This is a genomic window from Candidatus Berkiella cookevillensis (genome assembly GCF_001431315.2).
Lineage (GTDB): Bacteria > Pseudomonadota > Gammaproteobacteria > Berkiellales > Berkiellaceae > Berkiella_A > Berkiella_A cookevillensis.
In genome coordinates this window covers 662743-680699 of record NZ_LKHV02000001.1, presented here as the reverse complement: position 1 = coordinate 680699, position 17957 = coordinate 662743, and the positions used below count along the sequence as shown (strand labels likewise).

The following is a 17957-nucleotide window of genomic DNA, read 5'->3' as shown; positions in this document are numbered from 1 at the left end:
TAATGATAAGCAGTCGTATTGTTTGTTTTTTGAGTGCATTTTCTGTCGTCATTATCAGTGGCTGTGGCTTTCATTTAAAGAAGCCACAGCCCTTGCCATTTAAAGAAATACAGCTCCAAATGTCAGGTTGTACACAAATACAAAATGCTTTGCATTCGTATTTTACTTCTCAAAAAATACGCGTCAAAAGTAAATATCGAGCATCTAGACCTGCATTGACTGTCCATTGCCCAACTCTAGAAATACAACCTTTAGTCTATGATGGCGAAGGACAATTACGAAGACAGCGTATGTTTTATGCTTTCACAGCAGAATTCACTACACCACAGTCACAGTCATACACTTTTGAAATTAAAACAACCAGAGAACGGCAGCTTAATAGCCAGCAATCGCTCGGCGATGCTGCCGAGAACACCATGATCCTAAAAGAAATGCAAGAAGAGCTTTTTCATCAGTTATCTGTAAAATTATCGCAGCTTACAAACAATGCAAATATCTAATCTGGCACTTGAGCAACATTTGGCATCGCACACACCGCAATATTATCTATTATGTGGTAGTGAGTCACTGCTTATAGAAGAAAGTAGAAAGACCATTACGGCTCACTTATTTGACAAGAACGATGTTACAGAAAAAGAACTGATAACCTTTGAAAACAAAGAAAAAGCACTACAATTACTGATGGATGTAAGCAATACAGCCAGTTTGTTTTGCCAGAAAAAGCTGATTATTTGCTTGGTGGATGTCAGCCTCAAGCCTGAAGAACGTAAAATACTGGGCACACTCCTTGGCAAGCTACCAGAGACTTATTACCTTCTGATGCAATTTGATAAGATACCCACGCCCCAACAAAAAGAAGCCTGGTATCAACATTTCCTTCAGCATGGTATTGTTGTACCCCATTGGCCATTGAGTCTTGTGCAATATAAGCAATATTTAAGCCAACAGGCAATAAAAAGAGGTATACTTCTAAGCTCAGGCGCGCTTACCACATTGACTCAAATTACAGAAGGCCATGCTTTAGCGGGAGTACAAGCGCTTGAAAAGCTCTTACTACTTTCAGACGAGGGTAAAATACAAAAAAATCAGTCGATAACGGAAAACGAGTTACTTGCTGCCATTAATCAGCAATCCCGATATACCCTCAATGATCTTTATACGGCTATTTTAGAAAATAATACGGAGAAAACTTATCAAATCATTGAGAACTTTGAAGCAACTAAAATGCCATTGCCTTTGGTTATCTGGGGACTGCATCAGCTAACCAGCGCTCTATTTGCACATCATTTTGCAAACAGTGGTCTCTATGGGTTTCCGGTACTACCGAAAACAAATACTTTTCAAGGTTTAATACATAAAAACCAAAGAATACTTACGAAATCGACAGGAATATACTTAATTAATCAACTACACAAACTGGATATAAAGCTAAAATCCTTTCAAGCCGACCAAGGCTGGCAGGATTGCCTAACATTTTGCCTATATTTTACACGGCCTACACCCCCAGCCCTATAAACTTAAGCTCAATTGCTTGATTGTTGCGAATTATTTCTCTAGAAACTTTGCAGATCGGAAATTTAGGTTTATATTATAAGTAAGGGTATAGAAAAAATGGAGGATATGCATTAATCCTGTTATGTCTAGTAAACACCAACACATAAAGGGTAAATATGCGAACTGAAGACCTGTTACATTGCACATTAAACGATCTCTCTGACCTCAAAGCTGTTAATGTACGTCCTATCGACGTTAGAAAAATCACCCCCCTAGCCGACTATATGGTTATTGCAACTGGCAACTCAAGCCGTCATGTGCGCTCTATTGCCGAAAATTTAATAACCCATATGAAAGGTCGCATGGTATGCCCTGGTGGCATTGAGGGCGATAAAGACGACGAGTGGGTATTAGTAGATTTGGGTGATGTGATTGTTCATATTATGCAACAACGAACCCGAGACTTTTATAACCTCGAAAAATTATGGGCACCAGTCTATCAAGACCAAGATGAAGAAGTGGCATTAGCATAATGCCACTTCAGATAATCAGCGTGGGTCAAAAACCACCTCGCTGGTGTGAATTAGCACTTGATGAATGCTTGAAAAATCTGCAACACTTTTCAAAGGTGGTGTTGACAGATATCTCCATCAGCAGTAATCACAAATCAAATAACATCCCAGCTGCCAAGAAAGAAGAAGCAGATGCAATTTTACACCATATTCCTAAAGATGCTTATGTGATTGCTTTAGATGAAAAAGGTAAGCACTTTAGCAGCATGCTACTTGCTCAGCAGCTCAATAAATGGCTAGTACATCATTCAAAATTAACCTTTATTATTGGCGGACCAGCAGGACTGCATGATAGCTGCTATCAAAGAGCAAATGCACTCTGGTCGTTGTCTGATCTAACCTTTCCGCATCGTTTTGTTAAAATCATACTCGTCGAACAATTGTATCGTGCTTATTCAATACTCAATAACCATCCCTATCACCGAGAGTAGTGCAAACAGCAATCATCGTCCATAAAATAATCACAGAGAAACACAAATTTTTGCCCTTGTGAGATTGATTTTCGGGACGACACAACGGTCGTCCCCCTGAGTGTTCCTCACGAATAAATGTTCGTCATTGCGAGTGGAAGCCGCCTATCATTGATTGAAAGAGCACAAAAACATCACGGCTAAAGCGAAGCAATCTATCATGAAATCTTTAGAAGAGCACAGTAAGAAAGATTTCATGATAGATTGCCACGCAAAAGACGTGATAGTTTATCTCTTATTTCACCTTTTTCCTGCGTCTTTTGCTCGCAACGACAAATTCTTAATTCGTGAGGATTGCTCAGGGTCGTCCCTTACATAGATCTACTGTGAGTCTTACTCTACGCAATGAATGTATTTTTCTATAGGACTATAACTGATCGATTATGAAAAAAAATTTTGAAGGATACCTCGCTTGTAGGGGACGACCGTTGTGTCGTCCCAAGATCAAAGCAATTCGCGAACGCGAATCATAGCGCCTCTCCCAATTTTGGGAGAGGATGGCAAAGCCAGGTGAGGGTTAAAGATGAGTAGCGTAAAAAAGATTTATGCTTGAAGATTCTGCTAAACCAATAACAAACAAATATTACTCTGATTGTGAACGCGCATTCTTAGCAATATATTTAGCAACAATCTCAATATAATCTTTTTCTTTATTTTTTAACATTTGATCGCCAATGGCTTGAGTTTTCAAAGAAAGTGCAGGATGCGTGCTAATTAATTTTTTCCCAAGTGGCGTTTCGTAAAATTTAACCAACTCTTGTAACTCATCAATAGAATAATATTCTGAATAAGCGCTTGCTAATGCCAGCATTGTCTCTTGAGAATTAAACAATTCATAAAAGAACTGCTTCAAATCCAAGAGCAAAGGCTTACTGACATAGTTGGCAAGCTGAGGATCTTTTTTCAAATCACGTTCAAATTTATCTACGGCTACTTGTGAGGCATTTTCCGCAAAATTAGTCGTTGTAGCCCAATTTTTCATCACTTTTACATATAATGGTGATGGAGCTTGTGGGTCAGAAATAGCAGCAGCTAAGGTGGGTAAAGTAAATCCGCACAGTAATATGATCAACAAATAAGAACAATACTGCTGCATTGATGTGAAAGCTTTTTTCATATCCTCTCTCTATAAAAAGTAATAAAAATATAATGGGTTAAATTTATTATTTGGGTTTCTTACTTTAGTTTATAATATAAAAATAAGTAATTCATAAACTAAAATAATTTACAGCCTTGACCAAGGCACGACTTCTTATTGTCACTGTTACAAAATCAATGCATCAATTCAAGTTTAATTTATAACCCTTAGCTTATAGGTGTCTATGAAGAGAAAAATAAACCTTGATTCTGCCAGCTTTCGTTTATAGATAGTTAACAATCTTTAATGCACTCTTTTTTTCACCATTAATCTATTTCCTTATACTAAATGTTTTTGTTATATCTAAAAATCTCTATAATTGAGGTCATTCAAACTTACACAGCAATATAGATAGGTTAGTAACTATGAAACGAATTTTAATAGCAGTTTTCTGCTTAGCTGCAGTTATGCTCTTAAATACAGCTTTTGCTGCAGAGCGTCTTTTAAGCGAACGTAAAGATGTACAACAATTTATTCAACAAATGGTAGATAAGCATCAGTTTGATAGAAAACAGCTGACCCAATGGCTTAATCAAGCAAGCATTAATCAAAAAATTATTGACTCTATCTCTAAGCCTGCCGAAGGTTTACCTTGGTTTAAATACAAGAAAATTTTCATTACTCCCAGCCGAATTGAATCTGGCGTCGCATTTTGGAAAGAACACCAAGATACATTAAAAAAAGCAAGCGCAGAGTATGGCGTTCCAGAAGAAGTCATTGTTGCTATTTTGGGCGTTGAAACATTTTATGGAAAACATGCTGGTGGACATCGCGTGATTGATGCCTTAGTGACCTTAGGATTTGACTACCCTCCTCGCTCTAAGTTCTTTCTAAGTGAATTAGAAGAATTTTTATTACTCACACGAGAAGAAAAATGGGATCCTATGACTATCAAAGGCTCTTATGCTGGTGCAATGGGTAAACCACAATTTATTTCTAGCAGCTACCGTCGTTATGCGGTAGATTTCAACAAAACAGGACGTCGCGATTTATTAAACAGCTCTGAAGACAGCATTGGTAGCGTTGCGAATTATTTTAAAGTCCACGGCTGGAAAAAGAATCAACCCATCATTTTTCCTGCAGCGGTAAAAGGTGAGCAGTTCAAGTCACTTATAACCAATCTTAGAGCACCTAAACCTACCTATTCTTATAATGAAATTGCAGGTGCGGGTGTTGGTCTTGGTCTAGGCGCAGGCATGAATGTAAACACCTCATTGAAAGGTGAAAAATTCGCATTGGTTTCTATGGAAGGTGAAAATGGTTTGGAACATTGGTTAGGGCTTGAAAATTTTTATGTCATCACTCGATATAATCACAGCTCCCTATATGCTATGGCAGTTTATGAACTAAGCCAAAACATTAAATCCGCCTATAATAAAGAAAGGGGAATGGCGACAAAGGCTGCTGCTAAAGCAAGTTAATGTAGCTTTTTGTCTCCTATAAACCCTACAGGGAAGCTTCTTTTGAGTCAGTTTGGCTTGAAAGGAGCCTTCCTTAATACAGTCTGAGCAGTTACCTTTAATCTTTATTGGGAATGAAAACCGATGGCAAAAGGAAAATGGATTGGTGCACTATTATTTTGTTCGGCATTTCTTAGCGGCTGTACACTTTTCCCTAAAAAGCATGATCCCTACCAAGTAGATGGTCCTCCATTGGTTGAAAGAGACGTATCAAAGATCCCAGATGCACGTCCCAAAGTTGAGCCTTTTAGTAAATATGGTAACCCTCGCTCTTACGAGGTATTTGGTCAAAAGTATCACGTCATGGCTTCAAATAAGGACTACCAAGCAAAAGGCATCGCTTCCTGGTATGGACGTAAGTTTCATGGCAAAAGGACATCAAGCGGCGAGCCTTATGATATGTTTGCAATGACAGCCGCACATAAAACCTTACCTATACCCACCTATGCAAAGGTAAAAAATCTAAAAAATGGCAAAGAAATTATCGTTAAGATCAACGATAGAGGACCATTTGCCGATGATAGAATTTTAGATCTCTCTTATGCGGCCGCTAAAAAATTGGGCGTATATGACAGTGGTACTGCAATGGTGCAAGTAACAGCCATTGACGCACATAGCTTCTATAAGAAATCTTCTTCTACTGTCGCATCCTCGGCAACAAATAAAGCAAGCACTACGGCTATAAGTACTGCCGCAGCATCTTCAACACCTTCTAAAACAACAACCGCTGTCGCCTCAGCATCTTCTTCAAGCTCTGGTGCTCAAAAGCCTGTTTATATTCAGCTTGGTGCCTTTAAGAGCAAAGAGAATGCAGATAAACTAGCGGCTCAAGCAAATCAAATCACTAACAAATGGGAACAAGTGATGATTTCTGTGTTATCACCAATTACAAACTCTCCTTTGTATAAAGTAAGAGTTGGGCCTATCGTTGATTTAGAACTGGCTGAAAATGTAAAAAATGAATTAGCACAATTATCTTTATCTAAGCTTGTCTTTGAATAAAAGCGCATCGCTCACAATGATTGAGTCTGGCGTTAATAAGTACTGTCTTTTTCTTCGTTCGCAAAGCGAATGATTTTTCCTCTCCCAAAATTGGTAGAGGAAAAATCATTCGCTACGCTCATTTTATTAGATGAATATGTTAGACTATCTAAAGGCAATTTCTTTTCAGAATAATATGCAGGGTAACTAACATGAATAAATTCTCAAGATACTTGAAAGGCTTTTATTTAGCTTTATTTTCGCCACTTGTCTTTGCATTTTCTGTTCCAAGTGCGCCTGACATGAACGTTCAATCATATATTTTGGTTGACTATCATAGTAACAAAGTCTTAGCAGAAAAAGATTCTGAAAAACGGATCGACCCAGCCAGTTTAACCAAAATGATGACTGTTTATATTGTTGACGCAGAACTTGAAAGTGGTCGTCTCTCGCTTGATCAAGAAATTGCCGTATCTGATAAAGCATGGCGCACAGAAGGCTCACGCATGTTCGTTGAGACGGGTAAAAAAATTAAAGTAGATGACTTATTAAAAGGTGTCATCATTCAATCTGGCAACGACGCTTCTGTTGCATTAGCAGAATACGTTGCAGGTACAGAAGAAGCATTTGCAGAATTAATGAATCAACAGGCTGTCAAACTGGGAATGAAAAATACGCATTTCACAAATGCCACAGGCATTCCTGATCCCAATCATTACACCACAGCAAAAGATTTAAGCATTCTCTCTCAAGCGTTGGTACGTGATTTTCCTGATAGCTATAAAGTATATTCTGAAAAATGGTTTACCTTTAACGGCATTAGACAACCAAACCGCAACCGCTTACTCTGGAGCGAACCTACTGTAGATGGTATTAAAACAGGCCACTCTTCCACTGCAGGATTTTGCTTAGCAGCTTCTGCTCTTAAAGATGGTATGCGCCTCATTTCTATTGTTGTTGGTGCAGAAAATGACAATACCCGCAATCAATATAGCCAACAACTACTACGCTACGGCTTTAGATTCTATGAAACACATCGTCTCTTTGAAGCGCAAAAGCCTATTGAAAGTTCACGTATCTGGATGGGAACGAAAAAGAATGTTGCTCTCGGTTTAACAGAAGATCTCTATATCACTATCCCACAAGGTACATACAAAGACATCGATGCAAAAATTCATGTCGATAAAAATCTGCAAGCACCTATTGTCAAAGGCGCTCTACAAGGCAAACTCACCGTCAACATTGGTGATAACCTTGTGGCTGAACAACCTCTTATCGCACTTGAAGGGGTAGACAAAGGTTCTTTATGGATGCGTATTCAAGACTATGTCAGCCTTGGATTCCATAAAGTATTAAAATCTAAGGAAAGTGAAGCCTAATGCAGGGGGGAAATTCAACCCCACTTTCTTTCCCATGCGAATTCATCTTTAAAATCATTGGTGAGTCTAAAGTAGAATTTGAAGGGGAAGTGGTTGCGATTATTCGTAAACACTTCCCTCTTTTGGGGGAAGGCGCAATACGATTTAATAGTAGTAAAAATGCTAAGTATTTATCGCTCACGGTTACTGTGCAAGCAAGTTCTCAAGAACAACTAGATGCTGCTTATCAAGACTTAAGTCACAATCCACTCGTACTCTTTGTTTTATAAAAATGCTAACAACATCCTCTCTAAGCCCTATGGATATACATCTCCAAACTAAAATTTTTCAATCCGCTCAGCCTTATACGACGATTTTCCAGCAGATGAAAGATTTTACTATCAATCGCTTAGCAGATACTCAAGATCAATTATGGCTACTTGAACACTTGCCTGTCTTTACTCAAGGTCAGGCTGGTAAGCAAGAGCATATTCTCAATCCTGGTGCTATTGAAATCACACAAAGTGATAGAGGGGGTCAAGTCACCTATCACGGCCCTGGGCAGTTGATGATTTATGTTTTATGGGATGTAAAGCGTTTGGGTCTAACAGTGAAAAGCCTCGTGTGCCTGCTAGAATCTTTTGTTATATCTTTACTAGCAGAATACAGTATCGCAGCACATTGTATACCGGGCGCACCTGGTATTTATGTTGAGAATAAAAAGATTGCCTCCTTAGGACTGCGTATTAAAAAAGGGGCTTGTTATCATGGCATTAGCTTAAACGTCGCTATGGATCTAGAGCCTTTTTCTCGTATTAATCCCTGTGGCTTTAAAAATTTAGAGATGACTCAAATTGCAGCTTATAGACCCGACATTAGTCTTACACAAGTTCAAACAGATATTTTAAGCATTATTCAAGACTGGCATAAACAAAGACAGCAATCTTAACATTCTAAGACCATACCCTTCACAGATGACTTTAGGGTAGTAGACATCAAACTTCAAACAAGCGAATGTATGTAAAAATACATGAGAATTGCGAGCTGAATCCTCTCAACAAATAAAGGTTCGTCATTGCGAGCGAAAGCCGTCTATAATTCATTGAAAAAACACAAAAATATCACGGCTAAAGCGAAGCAATCCATTCAAGATCTTTAATGGAACGCGTGGTAAGAGAGACTTCAAGATGGATTGCCGCGCAAAAGACGTTATAGTGTATCCCTTATTTCACCTTTTTCCTGCGCCTTTTGCTCGCAACGACAAATCCTATCATCCAGATTAAGATTGAAAGCGAGAAGCCCCCCCCTTACATTGTGCCCCTTGCGGGTAAAATTCATGTACGAAGACTATATAGTCACAGCACATGAGTTTTAAGGTAGGCGTCAAGCCTCGAGCAACCGGAATGTACATTGAAGTACATGAGGATTGCGAGAAGGCGAAGACAACACCCCTTACATTGTGCCCCTTGTGGGTAAAATTCATGTACGAAGACTATATTAAAACTTATTAGAGCACTGGCTATACACATGATACTGCCGTGTTGGATACAAAAGTGTCATTTGCTCATACCAATACTCAATGCCTTTTGTATTTTGTCTACCCAGTTCATACTCCATCATTTTTGCTTGTGCAAAGACATTCTTGTCTTTGGCTAATTTTCCAAGTCGACTGCGCTCACATGCTTGCAATGTATTATCTGCTTTGATTTGAAGATCAGGATCGCTCGGCTCAGTTAATCTTTTATTCAAACTAATTAAACAACTCGCCATCACCTTTCTCATCTGATTCAGCGCATCATCCTGACAATGCAAATTGTCATATAAGATATTATCTCTCTTTTTGAGAAGTCGATTATAAAAGTGAATATAGAGCAGATTATCCTCATTTGTTGACATGTGTTTCATCACCATCATTGTGCATAGCTCATCAAGTTGACATCCCACCAAGACGGCTAAAGCTTTCTTCATACTTTCAGTGTGTTCATTGGGTGTTAATACAACCTCATCACGCGCAGCTTTTAATTCATCGTACAAGCGAATTGAAATTGCATATGCAGGAAATGACAATGATACAAGCGTAGCTATCATGATTGTAAACTTTATAATTTTTTTTTGTGCTTGCATGAACACTTGAAAAATTTTATCTATTTTGTATGACATACACCTATCCTTAACTACATACTCTGTGAGTAGGACACCGTATGAAGAGAGAAGTTCAGCAATATGTAAATAATGTAGCGGGAAAAGTTAAAATGTCCTGTAATAATAATCACTTATTGAAGTAAGGAACCTGTAGATTGAAATATTTCAATAAAAAAAACATCGAGAGACAAGCATTGTCCCTCGATGCTAAGAGAGAGCATCATGACGATGCAAATAGAAAAATTCTAACTTTCAATTGTTATTTTACGCGTTTTCTGCTCACTCAGCTTAGGTAATATAACTGTTAAAACACCTTGTACAGCTTTGGCTTGAATACCATTACTGTCCACTGTTTCTGGCAAACTAAATTGTCTGCAAAACTTACCAGAAGCACGCTCAAGTCGATAATAATTATCTTTCTTTTCTTCTCGTTCTATCTTACGCTCACCTTTAATCGTCAAGGTATGACCATCCATTTCAATATCGATATCCTTAGGATCAACGCCAGGTAAATCAACATAAACAAGATACTGATTTTTATCTTCTTTTACATCAACACGGGGTGACCAATTTTGAGCACTTATATTTTGATCTGGGCTAAAACAGCTCGATAAAAAAGGTAATAATTCTTTTTCAAAATCATGTACCCAATAATTAGGTTGGTGACGAATAAAACTCATATACACCTCCAGTAAGATTTCATTTTTGCTTGGTCTCTGTTATTTATAATGAGGAGACAATATTTATTTTCAAGACAAGGAGCAGAAAAAAATGATGTTCAGCAATTCTGTCTATATACACAGTTTTGTAGAGAGCGTACTTTAGTGTATACCCTTACCTAACCCTTTGTGGCACATTCAGCTCTCAACGACTGAGTCAGGCTCCAACTACATCGCTTTACATCAACGCTTAAATATAGGCAGACTGATAAAAGCTAAATATGAAGCGTTTTTGTCTATTTATTTTTAAAACTCTGTATGGTAACTTAACTTCAGTTTAACAATCCAAAAGGAAAATTCGATGGCCGCTAGAAAAACAACAACGAAAGCACAAGCTGCAAAAGCTACTAAAACAACCAAGTCTAAAACAGCAAAAGCGACATCCGCTAAAGCTGCAAGTAGCCCAGCTAAAAAAGCCTCTCTAGCTCGCCCCAAAACACTTGCAAAGGCAATCGCAGGAACTCAATTTCCTCATAAAGCAATCTCTGACAAACAATCTAAATCAGAAATTTACAACGAAATCGTTGAAATGACTCAAGTAAGTCGTAAAGACGTTAAAGCAGTCTTTGCTGCGATTAGAAATGTGATTGAACGCCACGTTAAACCTAAAGGCTCTGGTGAACTCACCATTCCTGAGTTAGGCATTAAAGTACGCCGTGTTATGAAGAAAGCAACAAAAGCACGCGTAGGCAGAAATCCATTCACTGGCGAAGAAATTCAAATTCCAGCAAAGCCAGCTAGAAAGTCAGTTAAAGTTACAGCACTGAAAACACTAAAATCTATTATTGAAGAAGCATAGATTTTTGTTAGTAAGCATAAAAAAGCAGACATTTGTCTGCTTTTTTTTTTGAGTATGCTTTAAACCTTACTCAGTTCTACACCCCATTTAGGCGTTAAGTCATGCGTAATATGCAGCTGATCTAGGATACGCGCAACGACAAAATCCACCAAATCCTCAATTTTTTTAGGATTCAAATAAAATCCTGGGCTTGCAGGCATGATAACCGTCCCCATCTGAGATAAGCTAAGCATATGTTGCAAATGAATGGAAGAAAGTGGCATTTCTCTTAACAGCAAGATCAGCTGCCCTCTCTCTTTCAAAACAACATCAGCAGCTCGCTCCAATAAATTATTGCTTGCACCCAAAGCAATGGCTGATAAACATCCGGCGCTACAAGGGCATACAACCATTTGACTGGGGGCACCACTACCACTGGCTAAAGGAGAATACCAGTCATCTTTGCCGTAGACTTTGATAAACTCAGAAGCAACATCTAGCTTTTTGACAATATATTCTGTCATTCTAATAGTGCTGCCTGGCAAGTCTTTATCGACTTCATCTTTAAAAACCATTGCCCCAGCTGGCGACATCACAATTGAAACTTTACGCTTGGCTGCTACTAGTTTTTCTAATAATTTCCAGCCATATATAGCCCCGCTTGCACCCGAAAAAGCCAATGTCACTTCATTTTGAACCATATCTTCAAGCTACCGTACGACTATCATTAAGCGCTGTTAATAAGCGCATATGCAAGTTATCAAATCCACCATTGCTCATAACACACACATGCATATCTTGCTGCGTTTGCTGAACGATACTCTGAATAATATCATCTGTCTTATTCAAAATATTGACTTTTTTGCCCAAAGAAGCAAAAACCTCCTCAACAGGCCACTCGATATCAGGAGAACGATATATCCAAATCTGATCTGCGATCGATAAAGACTGCACCAAACTATTACGATGTACACCCATTTTCATTGTGTTTGAGCGCAAATCTAAAACAGCTACCAAGGGAGCCTGACCAATATGATTCCTGAGTGCTTTTAGGGTTTCATGGATCGCTGTTGGATGATGTGCAAAATCATCATAAATAGTAACCCCATTCACACTCCCTTTCTTTTCTAGCCGTCTTTTAACGGATTTAAAGGATTCAAGTGCTTTGCAGGCCGTTGCAATCTTAACGCCTGCTGTAGATGCTGCTATCACTGCCGCTAATGCATTTTGTGCATTATGCTCACCTAGCAAATTCCAATGAACCGTACCTTGTAAGATACCCTGATGATAAATAGAAAAAGCTGATCCATCACGCTTCTCTAACTTTACTGACCAATCATTACCTGTATCCAAAGCAAAACAAGTCGTTTGGCTCCAACATCCCATTTCTAATACAGATTGAGCATTTTTATCATTTTCAGGATAAATCACAGTACCTTTTTGTGGGACAATTCGAATCAAATGATGAAATTGTTTTTTAATTGCCGCCAAATCATCAAAAATATCTGCATGATCATATTCTATGTTATTGATGATACATGTTTGTGGATTGTAATGTACAAATTTAGAACGCTTATCAAAAAATGCAGTATCGTATTCGTCTGCTTCAATGACAAAATAAGGTGCTTGCCCCAATCTTGCGGACACACCAAAATTTTCCGGTACCCCACCAATCAAAAAGCCAGGATTCAAGCCTGCACATTCTAATATCCAAGCCACCATACTTGAAGTCGTGGTTTTGCCATGCGTCCCTGAAATAGCAATGACATGGCGGTTTGCAAGCACATTCTCTTTGAGCCATGCAGGGCCAGAGTCATAGGCAATACCCTCATTTAAAATATATTCTACAGCTGAGTTACCTCGTGACAATGCATTGCCGATGATCACTTCATCAGGTCTCGGAGTGAGGTTGGCTGCAATATAGCCTGATTTTAAATGAATACCCATCTCTTCTAATTGTGTACTCATGGGAGGATAAACATTCTGATCGGAACCTGAAACCTCATGGCCTAATTCTTTTGCAATTTGTGCAATGCCGCCCATAAATGTGCCACAAATTCCTAAAATATGAATATGCATAAAATTACTCCTTTATTTTGTTTTATTTGACAGGCGCTTGAGCTGCAACTAAGGAAAATACAATTAAGCTCTGAGGAATGTAAGAAAAACATTCCATAGCAAAGGCTATCAACACACTACTACTAAATTTAAACTCTAAGCCTTTTCTAAAAATGTTCCCTTTAATAGATAAGATCCATAACATAATTATTGCAACAAGAGGCGCAGGCACTTGGTTGTTTGGCAATATTAATCCCAACGGATATATAATTAACGACACAATAATCTCTACACCCAACATAGCTGACAAAAGTTTATGGAATCTATCTGGTTTCTTATTGAATGCAAGTAAGGCATAAATAAAAACCGCAAGTAAAATTAAAGATGCCATGCTCGTTATTATTTTATCTGTCCAGTCAATCTTGAGGGTTGTGCCAAAAGCAATAACTCTCATAAACAAGCAAATGCCCATTACCAACATCAATTGCAGATGGGAATAGGGCAATGAAGCCGGTGAGTCTTTAAAAAAACATAGGCGCGTATAAACAATCATCGCTTGAAATAGTTGATTAAGCATTCATTACCCGATATCTAAGTTAACAAACAAATACTGACTCTGGCAATTTTATCGCAAACATTGTACCCTTCGAAACAATTTAGTGCAGTTATTTTAAGGATCTTTCAAAAATGCCAAAAAAGAACATTTTATACGCACAATCAGGTGGTGTAACAGCAGTTATTAATGCAACTGCCTCAGGTGTGATCAGCGCTGCAAGAAACCAGTCTGAATTGGGCAAGGTCTATGCCGCACGAAATGGTATCATAGGCGCGCTACGCGAGGAGTTGATTGATACTTCAGTACTGAGCAACGAAGTCATTGCAGGCCTTAAATACACGCCTTCTGGCGCTTTTGGTTCTTGCCGTTATAAACTCAAAGGCATTCAAGAAAACCGCGAAGAATATGAGCGCCTTATTTCTGTCTTCAAGGCTCATAATATTGGCTATTTCTTTTACAACGGCGGTGGTGATTCTCAAGATACGGCTCACAAAGTTTCTCAATTAAGCCAAGAAATGGGCTTTCCAATCACCTGTATTGGTATTCCTAAAACCGTAGATAATGATTTGCCTTTTACAGACAACTGCCCAGGTTTTGGCTCAGTAGCTAAGTATGTTGCAATTTCAACCTTAGAAGCTAGTTTAGATGTCGCATCCATGTGTGAAAGCTCGACAAAAGTATTTATCCTTGAAGTGATGGGCCGACATGCAGGCTGGATAGCGGCAGCAAGCGCTTTAGCACAAAAACGCTCTGGCGGTGCCCCTCATATCATCCTTTTCCCCGAAGTTATCTTTGACGAAGAAAAGTTTTTGGATGAAGTCAATAAAGCGGTTAAACAACACGGTTATTGTGTGATCGTTGCCTCTGAAGGTGCAAAATATGCAGATGGACAATTCCTTGCTCAAATGGGTTCTAAGGATGCATTTGGTCATGTGCAACTCGGTGGCGTTGCCCCCATGTTAGCCAATCTCATTAAATCTAAACTCAAATTAAAATATCATTGGGCAGTAGCAGATTATTTACAAAGAGCTGCACGTCACATTTCTTCTCATACGGATGTGGAGCATGCTTTTGCCTTAGGTGAGGCAGCTGTAAAATTAGCACTTGAAAATAAAAATGCTGTTATGCCTTACATTAAGCGTGACTCTAGCAGCCCATATCGTTGGCATATTGAGAGTGTTGAACTTAGCAAAGTTGCAAACGTTGAACGCACCGTACCGCCCGAATACATTAGCGAAAATGGCTTTGGTATTACCGAAGCGTGCCGTGAATATCTTGCACCATTAATTGAAGGTGAATCTTATCCATCCTATCAAAATGGTCTACCACTTTATGTTCGTCCTACTTTTACCATGCTGGAAAAGAAGTTAGAGCAAGAGTTTGTGATTAGATAATATCTTCGTTTGCAACGCGAACATTATCTCCCCTCTACCAATTTTGGGAGAGGGTGCCCTGTCAAGGGCGGGTGAGGGTTAATTTCTAATGCAATACTCATTTCTAATTTAACCCTCACCAGGCTTTCAGCCAGCCTCTCCCTAAATTGGTAGAGGCTCTTTGATTCGCTTCGCGAATCGCCTATAAGTCAACGTGTGCTTTTTTGCGCAGAAGCTCTAGATCAACGCACACACGATATTAAAAACCGCTAAAAAGAGAATCACGAGGAAAGTCCCTAGCATACCAAACAGCCTTCCTTTTGATACGCCAGATGATTTTGCAATACCAAGCGCATGCCAAACGCGACAAAAGAATCCAACGGAACCAACGACATGCAGCAATAATGGGCTTGCAGCATTTGATTCCGCCAAACCCATGAGTATCAGTAAAATAGGGATCGTTTCTGTTGCATTACCATGCATGCGAATTGCTTTTCTTAAAACAATATTACCCTCATCTAATAAACCTATTTTATGTTCACGACGCAAACGAACGACATTGAGCGTTAAACAGAGCAATAAAATTGCAAACAACCCAGCATATAAGCTTGTGATTATCATTCATTCACCGTAAAAGAAACGGCTGTTTCGTTGTTATACAAGGCTTTATAAACACCAGGCTGCACATCCACCATGCCACCTAATGCACCTGTGATAAGTAAATAGCCCTTTTCAATGACCCAACCATGTGCAATCACTTGATTTACCAACCATCTCAGCGCCTCCCACTGATCACCCAAGGCATCTCTACCTTGGCCTTGTAGGACAATGCGATCATCCTGTCTTAAAGTAACTGTTATGTCATTAATGTCTTGACCTAACCAATTGACATTATCACCGGGAATAAAATAAGCAGATCCTGTATTGATCGCAACTAAATCAACCCCTTCGGTAAGTGTAGATTCAAAGCAAACTTCAGGTAATTCAAGCACAGGCACAATTTTTTGCACATAAGATTTTAGCTCATCAACAGAGTTAACTTTTTTTGATATTTTTCTATCAAAAATGAAGCCTAATTCTGCTTCAATCATTAATCCTCTATAATCATTGATCGCAAATTCACTTTTATCTTGCTTCTGACCTTCTTTAAATAAAATACCAATGATGGGTCTATTAATATTAAAACTCGATTGCGCTTCATCCGATGTCAGGCCTGCTTTAAAGCCTGCAATATGCTCAGACTGCAAACGTGAACGCACATAAGATTTCTGTACTTGATATGCCAAAGACATATCTAGCTCATGCTTTTTCGATAAATTTGGCATAGGCTTTTTTTGCTGATAGGCTTGATAAACTTCTTGAGATATTGCATCAACACTAGGAGCAGCAGCATAAAGATTGCTAACCACTAAAGTAAATAAATTTAGCGCTATTACTGCTCTATAGCCAATCATCTCCACCTCATTCGAGCAAAATTTAGTTAGCAAATATATACATGCATACGATGTAGTTTATCAAAATCAGCATCAAAACGTTAGAGCCTTCATATCAGCTTATCTATTTGATTCTAATTAGAAATTAATTGAGGATGGGTCTTAAACTTTCTTTGCATTGCAATAAATAACGATTTATAGGCATATTTCTGAGTGCGCATGTGCCCAATCGTAAATATTACGTGGCAAAACAGCTAATCCTGCACGCCCCATCATAACGCCAATATGGCCACCTGGATGCTTAATTCCTTGATAAAGAGAAGGAGGAATATGATGAGAAAGTGCTGCAGCACATGCCATAGGCCATATGGGATCATGAACCGCATAAATATTCAGCACAGGTATCCGCAGTGATTGAAGCTTTAATAGCTTTCCATCTATAACCAAACCTTGATTGACTAATGCATTCTCTTGAATGCAGTTTTTGGTGAATTGAAAAAATGCCTTGCCTGCTTGTGGTGGACAATCCCAAGCCCATGCTTCTACTTTCTTTATAAGTTCAGACTCAGAGGTCAAGCCAGTCTCCTTGCCAACCTCTTTTAGTAATTTTATTTTTTTAAGTGAAAATAAAAATGGACTGACTGAAAAAATTGCTTGATTAATACACCAACCTGGCACATTTATCATTCTTTTTTCAATATCATCCAAATTCATATATTTGATCATTTGATATATGCGATTACCTGGGACATGAAAATCAATGGGCGTTACCAATAAAATGATGCCACAAAGTCGCTCTGATCTTCGCAAGGCATAACATAAATTAAAATAACCGCCTTGGCAGATCCCCATTAACAATAGTTTCTTCCCTTCACGCACATATACATTTTCAACAGCAGAATGAATATCTCCCATAATATAATCATCTAAGGATTTAGAATGATCGCTATGCGTTGGTACACACCATTCAATTAAATAAATGCTAAAGCCTAAGTTTAAAAGATGATTGATAAAGGATCGCTCAGGGCTAATATCTAAGATTGTGGGAGAATTCACGAGTGCAAAAGTAATAAGGATGGGTGGCAGGTCAAGTTCAAGCTTTTGACTTGGATAATAGTATAAATCAAAGCCTTTAGCTTGGGCTATTTTATGCCTGATCATATCTTTGCATGGTAGGCATAATATTCATTAGATTTGTACCAAGCCATTTCTGCACTTCATCCTCCTCTAACCACTCACCGTAGGCAACATCTAATGACAGCATCCACTCTTCAAAAAGCCCTTCATTTTCTAAATGAACATAGTCAAAAGACCAATAATAAAGGCTCAGTTTATAATAAAATAAACTGAGTGCTCGCATATAAAATTTTTTTTGGTGAGGCAAAATCAGTGAACAGAAATGACTTAAAAAGTCATTCTGTTCAT

The 17957-nt window shown here is 38.5% G+C and carries 21 protein-coding genes; 11 read left to right on the top strand and 10 right to left on the bottom strand.

What is annotated here, in order from left to right:
- Positions 1-2: 2 nt before the first annotated feature.
- From CC99x_RS03040 to rlmH, 4 genes are all read left to right on the top strand, one after another.
- On the top strand, positions 3-500 hold the full coding sequence (locus CC99x_RS03040; protein ID WP_057624529.1) for an LPS-assembly lipoprotein LptE: 498 nt from the start codon (positions 3-5) through the stop codon (positions 498-500).
- Positions 487-1515 (top strand): DNA polymerase III subunit delta, encoded by a 1029-nt coding sequence (holA, locus tag CC99x_RS03035; RefSeq protein WP_057624530.1) that lies wholly within the window; start codon positions 487-489, stop codon positions 1513-1515. Before CC99x_RS03040 ends, holA begins: the two co-directional genes overlap by 14 nt.
- 155 nt (positions 1516-1670) lie before the next feature.
- Positions 1671-2027, top strand: coding sequence for a ribosome silencing factor (gene rsfS, locus CC99x_RS03030; protein WP_057624531.1), 357 nt, complete (start codon positions 1671-1673; stop codon positions 2025-2027).
- Positions 2027-2497 (top strand): 23S rRNA (pseudouridine(1915)-N(3))-methyltransferase RlmH, encoded by a 471-nt coding sequence (gene rlmH, locus CC99x_RS03025; protein WP_057624532.1) that lies wholly within the window; start codon positions 2027-2029, stop codon positions 2495-2497. The genes rsfS and rlmH overlap by 1 nt, the downstream gene beginning before the upstream one ends.
- A 622-nt stretch (positions 2498-3119) precedes the next feature.
- Here rlmH and CC99x_RS03020 read toward each other — a convergent pair.
- On the bottom strand, positions 3120-3653 hold the full coding sequence (locus CC99x_RS03020; RefSeq protein WP_057624533.1) for a DUF2059 domain-containing protein: 534 nt from the start codon (positions 3651-3653) through the stop codon (positions 3120-3122).
- 386 nt (positions 3654-4039) lie between these two features.
- Between CC99x_RS03020 and mltB the strand changes: the two genes are divergently transcribed.
- From mltB to lipB, 5 genes are all read left to right on the top strand, one after another.
- Positions 4040-5095, top strand: coding sequence for a lytic murein transglycosylase B (gene mltB, locus CC99x_RS03015; RefSeq protein ID WP_057624534.1), 1056 nt, complete (start codon positions 4040-4042; stop codon positions 5093-5095).
- A 123-nt stretch (positions 5096-5218) separates the two neighbouring features.
- Positions 5219-6136 (top strand): septal ring lytic transglycosylase RlpA family protein, encoded by a 918-nt coding sequence (locus CC99x_RS03010; RefSeq protein ID WP_057624535.1) that lies wholly within the window; start codon positions 5219-5221, stop codon positions 6134-6136.
- Positions 6137-6327: 191 nt separating this feature from the next.
- On the top strand, positions 6328-7494 hold the full coding sequence (locus CC99x_RS03005) for a D-alanyl-D-alanine carboxypeptidase family protein (protein ID WP_077065416.1): 1167 nt from the start codon (positions 6328-6330) through the stop codon (positions 7492-7494).
- A complete protein-coding gene (locus CC99x_RS03000; RefSeq protein WP_057624536.1) occupies positions 7494-7763 on the top strand; it encodes an HP0495 family protein in 270 nt (89 codons plus the stop codon). Before CC99x_RS03005 ends, CC99x_RS03000 begins: the two co-directional genes overlap by 1 nt.
- Positions 7764-7792: 29 nt before the next feature.
- Entirely contained in the window at positions 7793-8422 is a 630-nt protein-coding gene (lipB, locus tag CC99x_RS02995) for a lipoyl(octanoyl) transferase LipB (protein WP_057624537.1), read from the top strand.
- 548 nt (positions 8423-8970) lie between these two features.
- Here lipB and CC99x_RS02990 read toward each other — a convergent pair.
- A complete protein-coding gene (locus CC99x_RS02990) occupies positions 8971-9633 on the bottom strand; it encodes a hypothetical protein (RefSeq protein WP_057624538.1) in 663 nt (220 codons plus the stop codon).
- Positions 9634-9860: 227 nt separating this feature from the next.
- Positions 9861-10295 carry an Hsp20/alpha crystallin family protein gene (locus CC99x_RS02985; RefSeq protein WP_057624539.1) on the bottom strand — a complete coding sequence of 145 codons (435 nt, stop codon included), beginning with the start codon at positions 10293-10295 and terminating at the stop codon, positions 9861-9863.
- Positions 10296-10635: 340 nt separating this feature from the next.
- Here CC99x_RS02985 and CC99x_RS02980 point away from each other — a divergent pair, with 340 nt between their 5' ends.
- Positions 10636-11133: an HU family DNA-binding protein gene (locus tag CC99x_RS02980; protein WP_057624540.1), complete on the top strand. Its 498-nt coding sequence runs from the start codon at positions 10636-10638 to the stop codon at positions 11131-11133.
- Positions 11134-11192: 59 nt separating this feature from the next.
- Here CC99x_RS02980 and CC99x_RS02975 read toward each other — a convergent pair whose 3' ends face one another.
- The 3 genes from CC99x_RS02975 to CC99x_RS02965 are packed head-to-tail and all read right to left on the bottom strand — an operon-like array spanning position 11193 to position 13747.
- Positions 11193-11813, bottom strand: coding sequence for a flavin prenyltransferase UbiX (locus CC99x_RS02975; RefSeq protein ID WP_057624541.1), 621 nt, complete (start codon positions 11811-11813; stop codon positions 11193-11195).
- 4 nt (positions 11814-11817) lie between these two features.
- Positions 11818-13191, bottom strand: coding sequence for a UDP-N-acetylmuramate:L-alanyl-gamma-D-glutamyl-meso-diaminopimelate ligase (gene mpl / locus CC99x_RS02970; protein WP_057624542.1), 1374 nt, complete (start codon positions 13189-13191; stop codon positions 11818-11820).
- 22 nt (positions 13192-13213) lie between these two features.
- The gene (locus tag CC99x_RS02965; RefSeq protein ID WP_057624543.1) at positions 13214-13747 is read right to left on the bottom strand and encodes a hypothetical protein; all 534 of its coding nucleotides are present in this window, start codon (positions 13745-13747) and stop codon (positions 13214-13216) included.
- Positions 13748-13857: 110 nt separating this feature from the next.
- Between CC99x_RS02965 and CC99x_RS02960 the strand changes: the two genes are divergently transcribed.
- Positions 13858-15120 carry a 6-phosphofructokinase gene (locus CC99x_RS02960; RefSeq protein ID WP_057624544.1) on the top strand — a complete coding sequence of 421 codons (1263 nt, stop codon included), beginning with the start codon at positions 13858-13860 and terminating at the stop codon, positions 15118-15120.
- A gap of 216 nt (positions 15121-15336) precedes the next feature.
- Here the strand turns inward: CC99x_RS02960 and CC99x_RS02955 are convergent, their stop codons facing one another.
- From CC99x_RS02955 to CC99x_RS02940, 4 genes are all read right to left on the bottom strand, one after another.
- Positions 15337-15720, bottom strand: coding sequence for an MAPEG family protein (locus CC99x_RS02955; RefSeq protein WP_057624545.1), 384 nt, complete (start codon positions 15718-15720; stop codon positions 15337-15339).
- Positions 15717-16553, bottom strand: a complete 837-nt coding sequence (locus CC99x_RS02950) for a 2-keto-4-pentenoate hydratase (protein ID WP_057624546.1) — start codon at positions 16551-16553, stop codon at positions 15717-15719. The genes CC99x_RS02955 and CC99x_RS02950 overlap by 4 nt, the downstream gene beginning before the upstream one ends.
- Positions 16554-16727: 174 nt before the next feature.
- Positions 16728-17693 (bottom strand): alpha/beta hydrolase, encoded by a 966-nt coding sequence (locus CC99x_RS02945; RefSeq protein WP_057624547.1) that lies wholly within the window; start codon positions 17691-17693, stop codon positions 16728-16730.
- A complete protein-coding gene (locus tag CC99x_RS02940) occupies positions 17680-17892 on the bottom strand; it encodes a hypothetical protein (protein WP_141651901.1) in 213 nt (70 codons plus the stop codon). The genes CC99x_RS02945 and CC99x_RS02940 overlap by 14 nt, the downstream gene beginning before the upstream one ends.
- Positions 17893-17957 lie beyond the last annotated feature (65 nt).

Bases quoted from the DNA above. Each gene is read 5' to 3' on its own strand.
- CC99x_RS03040 (WP_057624529.1), top strand. From the start codon at position 3: ATGATAAGCAGTCGTATTGTTTGTTTTTTGAGTGCATTTTCTGTCGTC.
- holA (WP_057624530.1), top strand. From the start codon at position 487: ATGCAAATATCTAATCTGGCACTTGAGCAACATTTGGCATCGCACACA.
- rsfS (WP_057624531.1), top strand. From the start codon at position 1,671: ATGCGAACTGAAGACCTGTTACATTGCACATTAAACGATCTCTCTGAC.
- rlmH (WP_057624532.1), top strand. From the start codon at position 2,027: ATGCCACTTCAGATAATCAGCGTGGGTCAAAAACCACCTCGCTGGTGT.
- CC99x_RS03020 (WP_057624533.1), bottom strand. From the start codon at position 3,653: ATGAAAAAAGCTTTCACATCAATGCAGCAGTATTGTTCTTATTTGTTG.
- mltB (WP_057624534.1), top strand. From the start codon at position 4,040: ATGAAACGAATTTTAATAGCAGTTTTCTGCTTAGCTGCAGTTATGCTC.
- CC99x_RS03010 (WP_057624535.1), top strand. From the start codon at position 5,219: ATGGCAAAAGGAAAATGGATTGGTGCACTATTATTTTGTTCGGCATTT.
- CC99x_RS03005 (WP_077065416.1), top strand. From the start codon at position 6,328: ATGAATAAATTCTCAAGATACTTGAAAGGCTTTTATTTAGCTTTATTT.
- CC99x_RS03000 (WP_057624536.1), top strand. From the start codon at position 7,494: ATGCAGGGGGGAAATTCAACCCCACTTTCTTTCCCATGCGAATTCATC.
- lipB (WP_057624537.1), top strand. From the start codon at position 7,793: ATGGATATACATCTCCAAACTAAAATTTTTCAATCCGCTCAGCCTTAT.
- CC99x_RS02990 (WP_057624538.1), bottom strand. From the start codon at position 9,633: ATGTCATACAAAATAGATAAAATTTTTCAAGTGTTCATGCAAGCACAA.
- CC99x_RS02985 (WP_057624539.1), bottom strand. From the start codon at position 10,295: ATGAGTTTTATTCGTCACCAACCTAATTATTGGGTACATGATTTTGAA.
- CC99x_RS02980 (WP_057624540.1), top strand. From the start codon at position 10,636: ATGGCCGCTAGAAAAACAACAACGAAAGCACAAGCTGCAAAAGCTACT.
- CC99x_RS02975 (WP_057624541.1), bottom strand. From the start codon at position 11,813: ATGGTTCAAAATGAAGTGACATTGGCTTTTTCGGGTGCAAGCGGGGCT.
- mpl (WP_057624542.1), bottom strand. From the start codon at position 13,191: ATGCATATTCATATTTTAGGAATTTGTGGCACATTTATGGGCGGCATT.
- CC99x_RS02965 (WP_057624543.1), bottom strand. From the start codon at position 13,747: ATGCTTAATCAACTATTTCAAGCGATGATTGTTTATACGCGCCTATGT.
- CC99x_RS02960 (WP_057624544.1), top strand. From the start codon at position 13,858: ATGCCAAAAAAGAACATTTTATACGCACAATCAGGTGGTGTAACAGCA.
- CC99x_RS02955 (WP_057624545.1), bottom strand. From the start codon at position 15,720: ATGATAATCACAAGCTTATATGCTGGGTTGTTTGCAATTTTATTGCTC.
- CC99x_RS02950 (WP_057624546.1), bottom strand. From the start codon at position 16,553: ATGATTGGCTATAGAGCAGTAATAGCGCTAAATTTATTTACTTTAGTG.
- CC99x_RS02945 (WP_057624547.1), bottom strand. From the start codon at position 17,693: ATGATCAGGCATAAAATAGCCCAAGCTAAAGGCTTTGATTTATACTAT.
- CC99x_RS02940 (WP_141651901.1), bottom strand. From the start codon at position 17,892: ATGCGAGCACTCAGTTTATTTTATTATAAACTGAGCCTTTATTATTGG.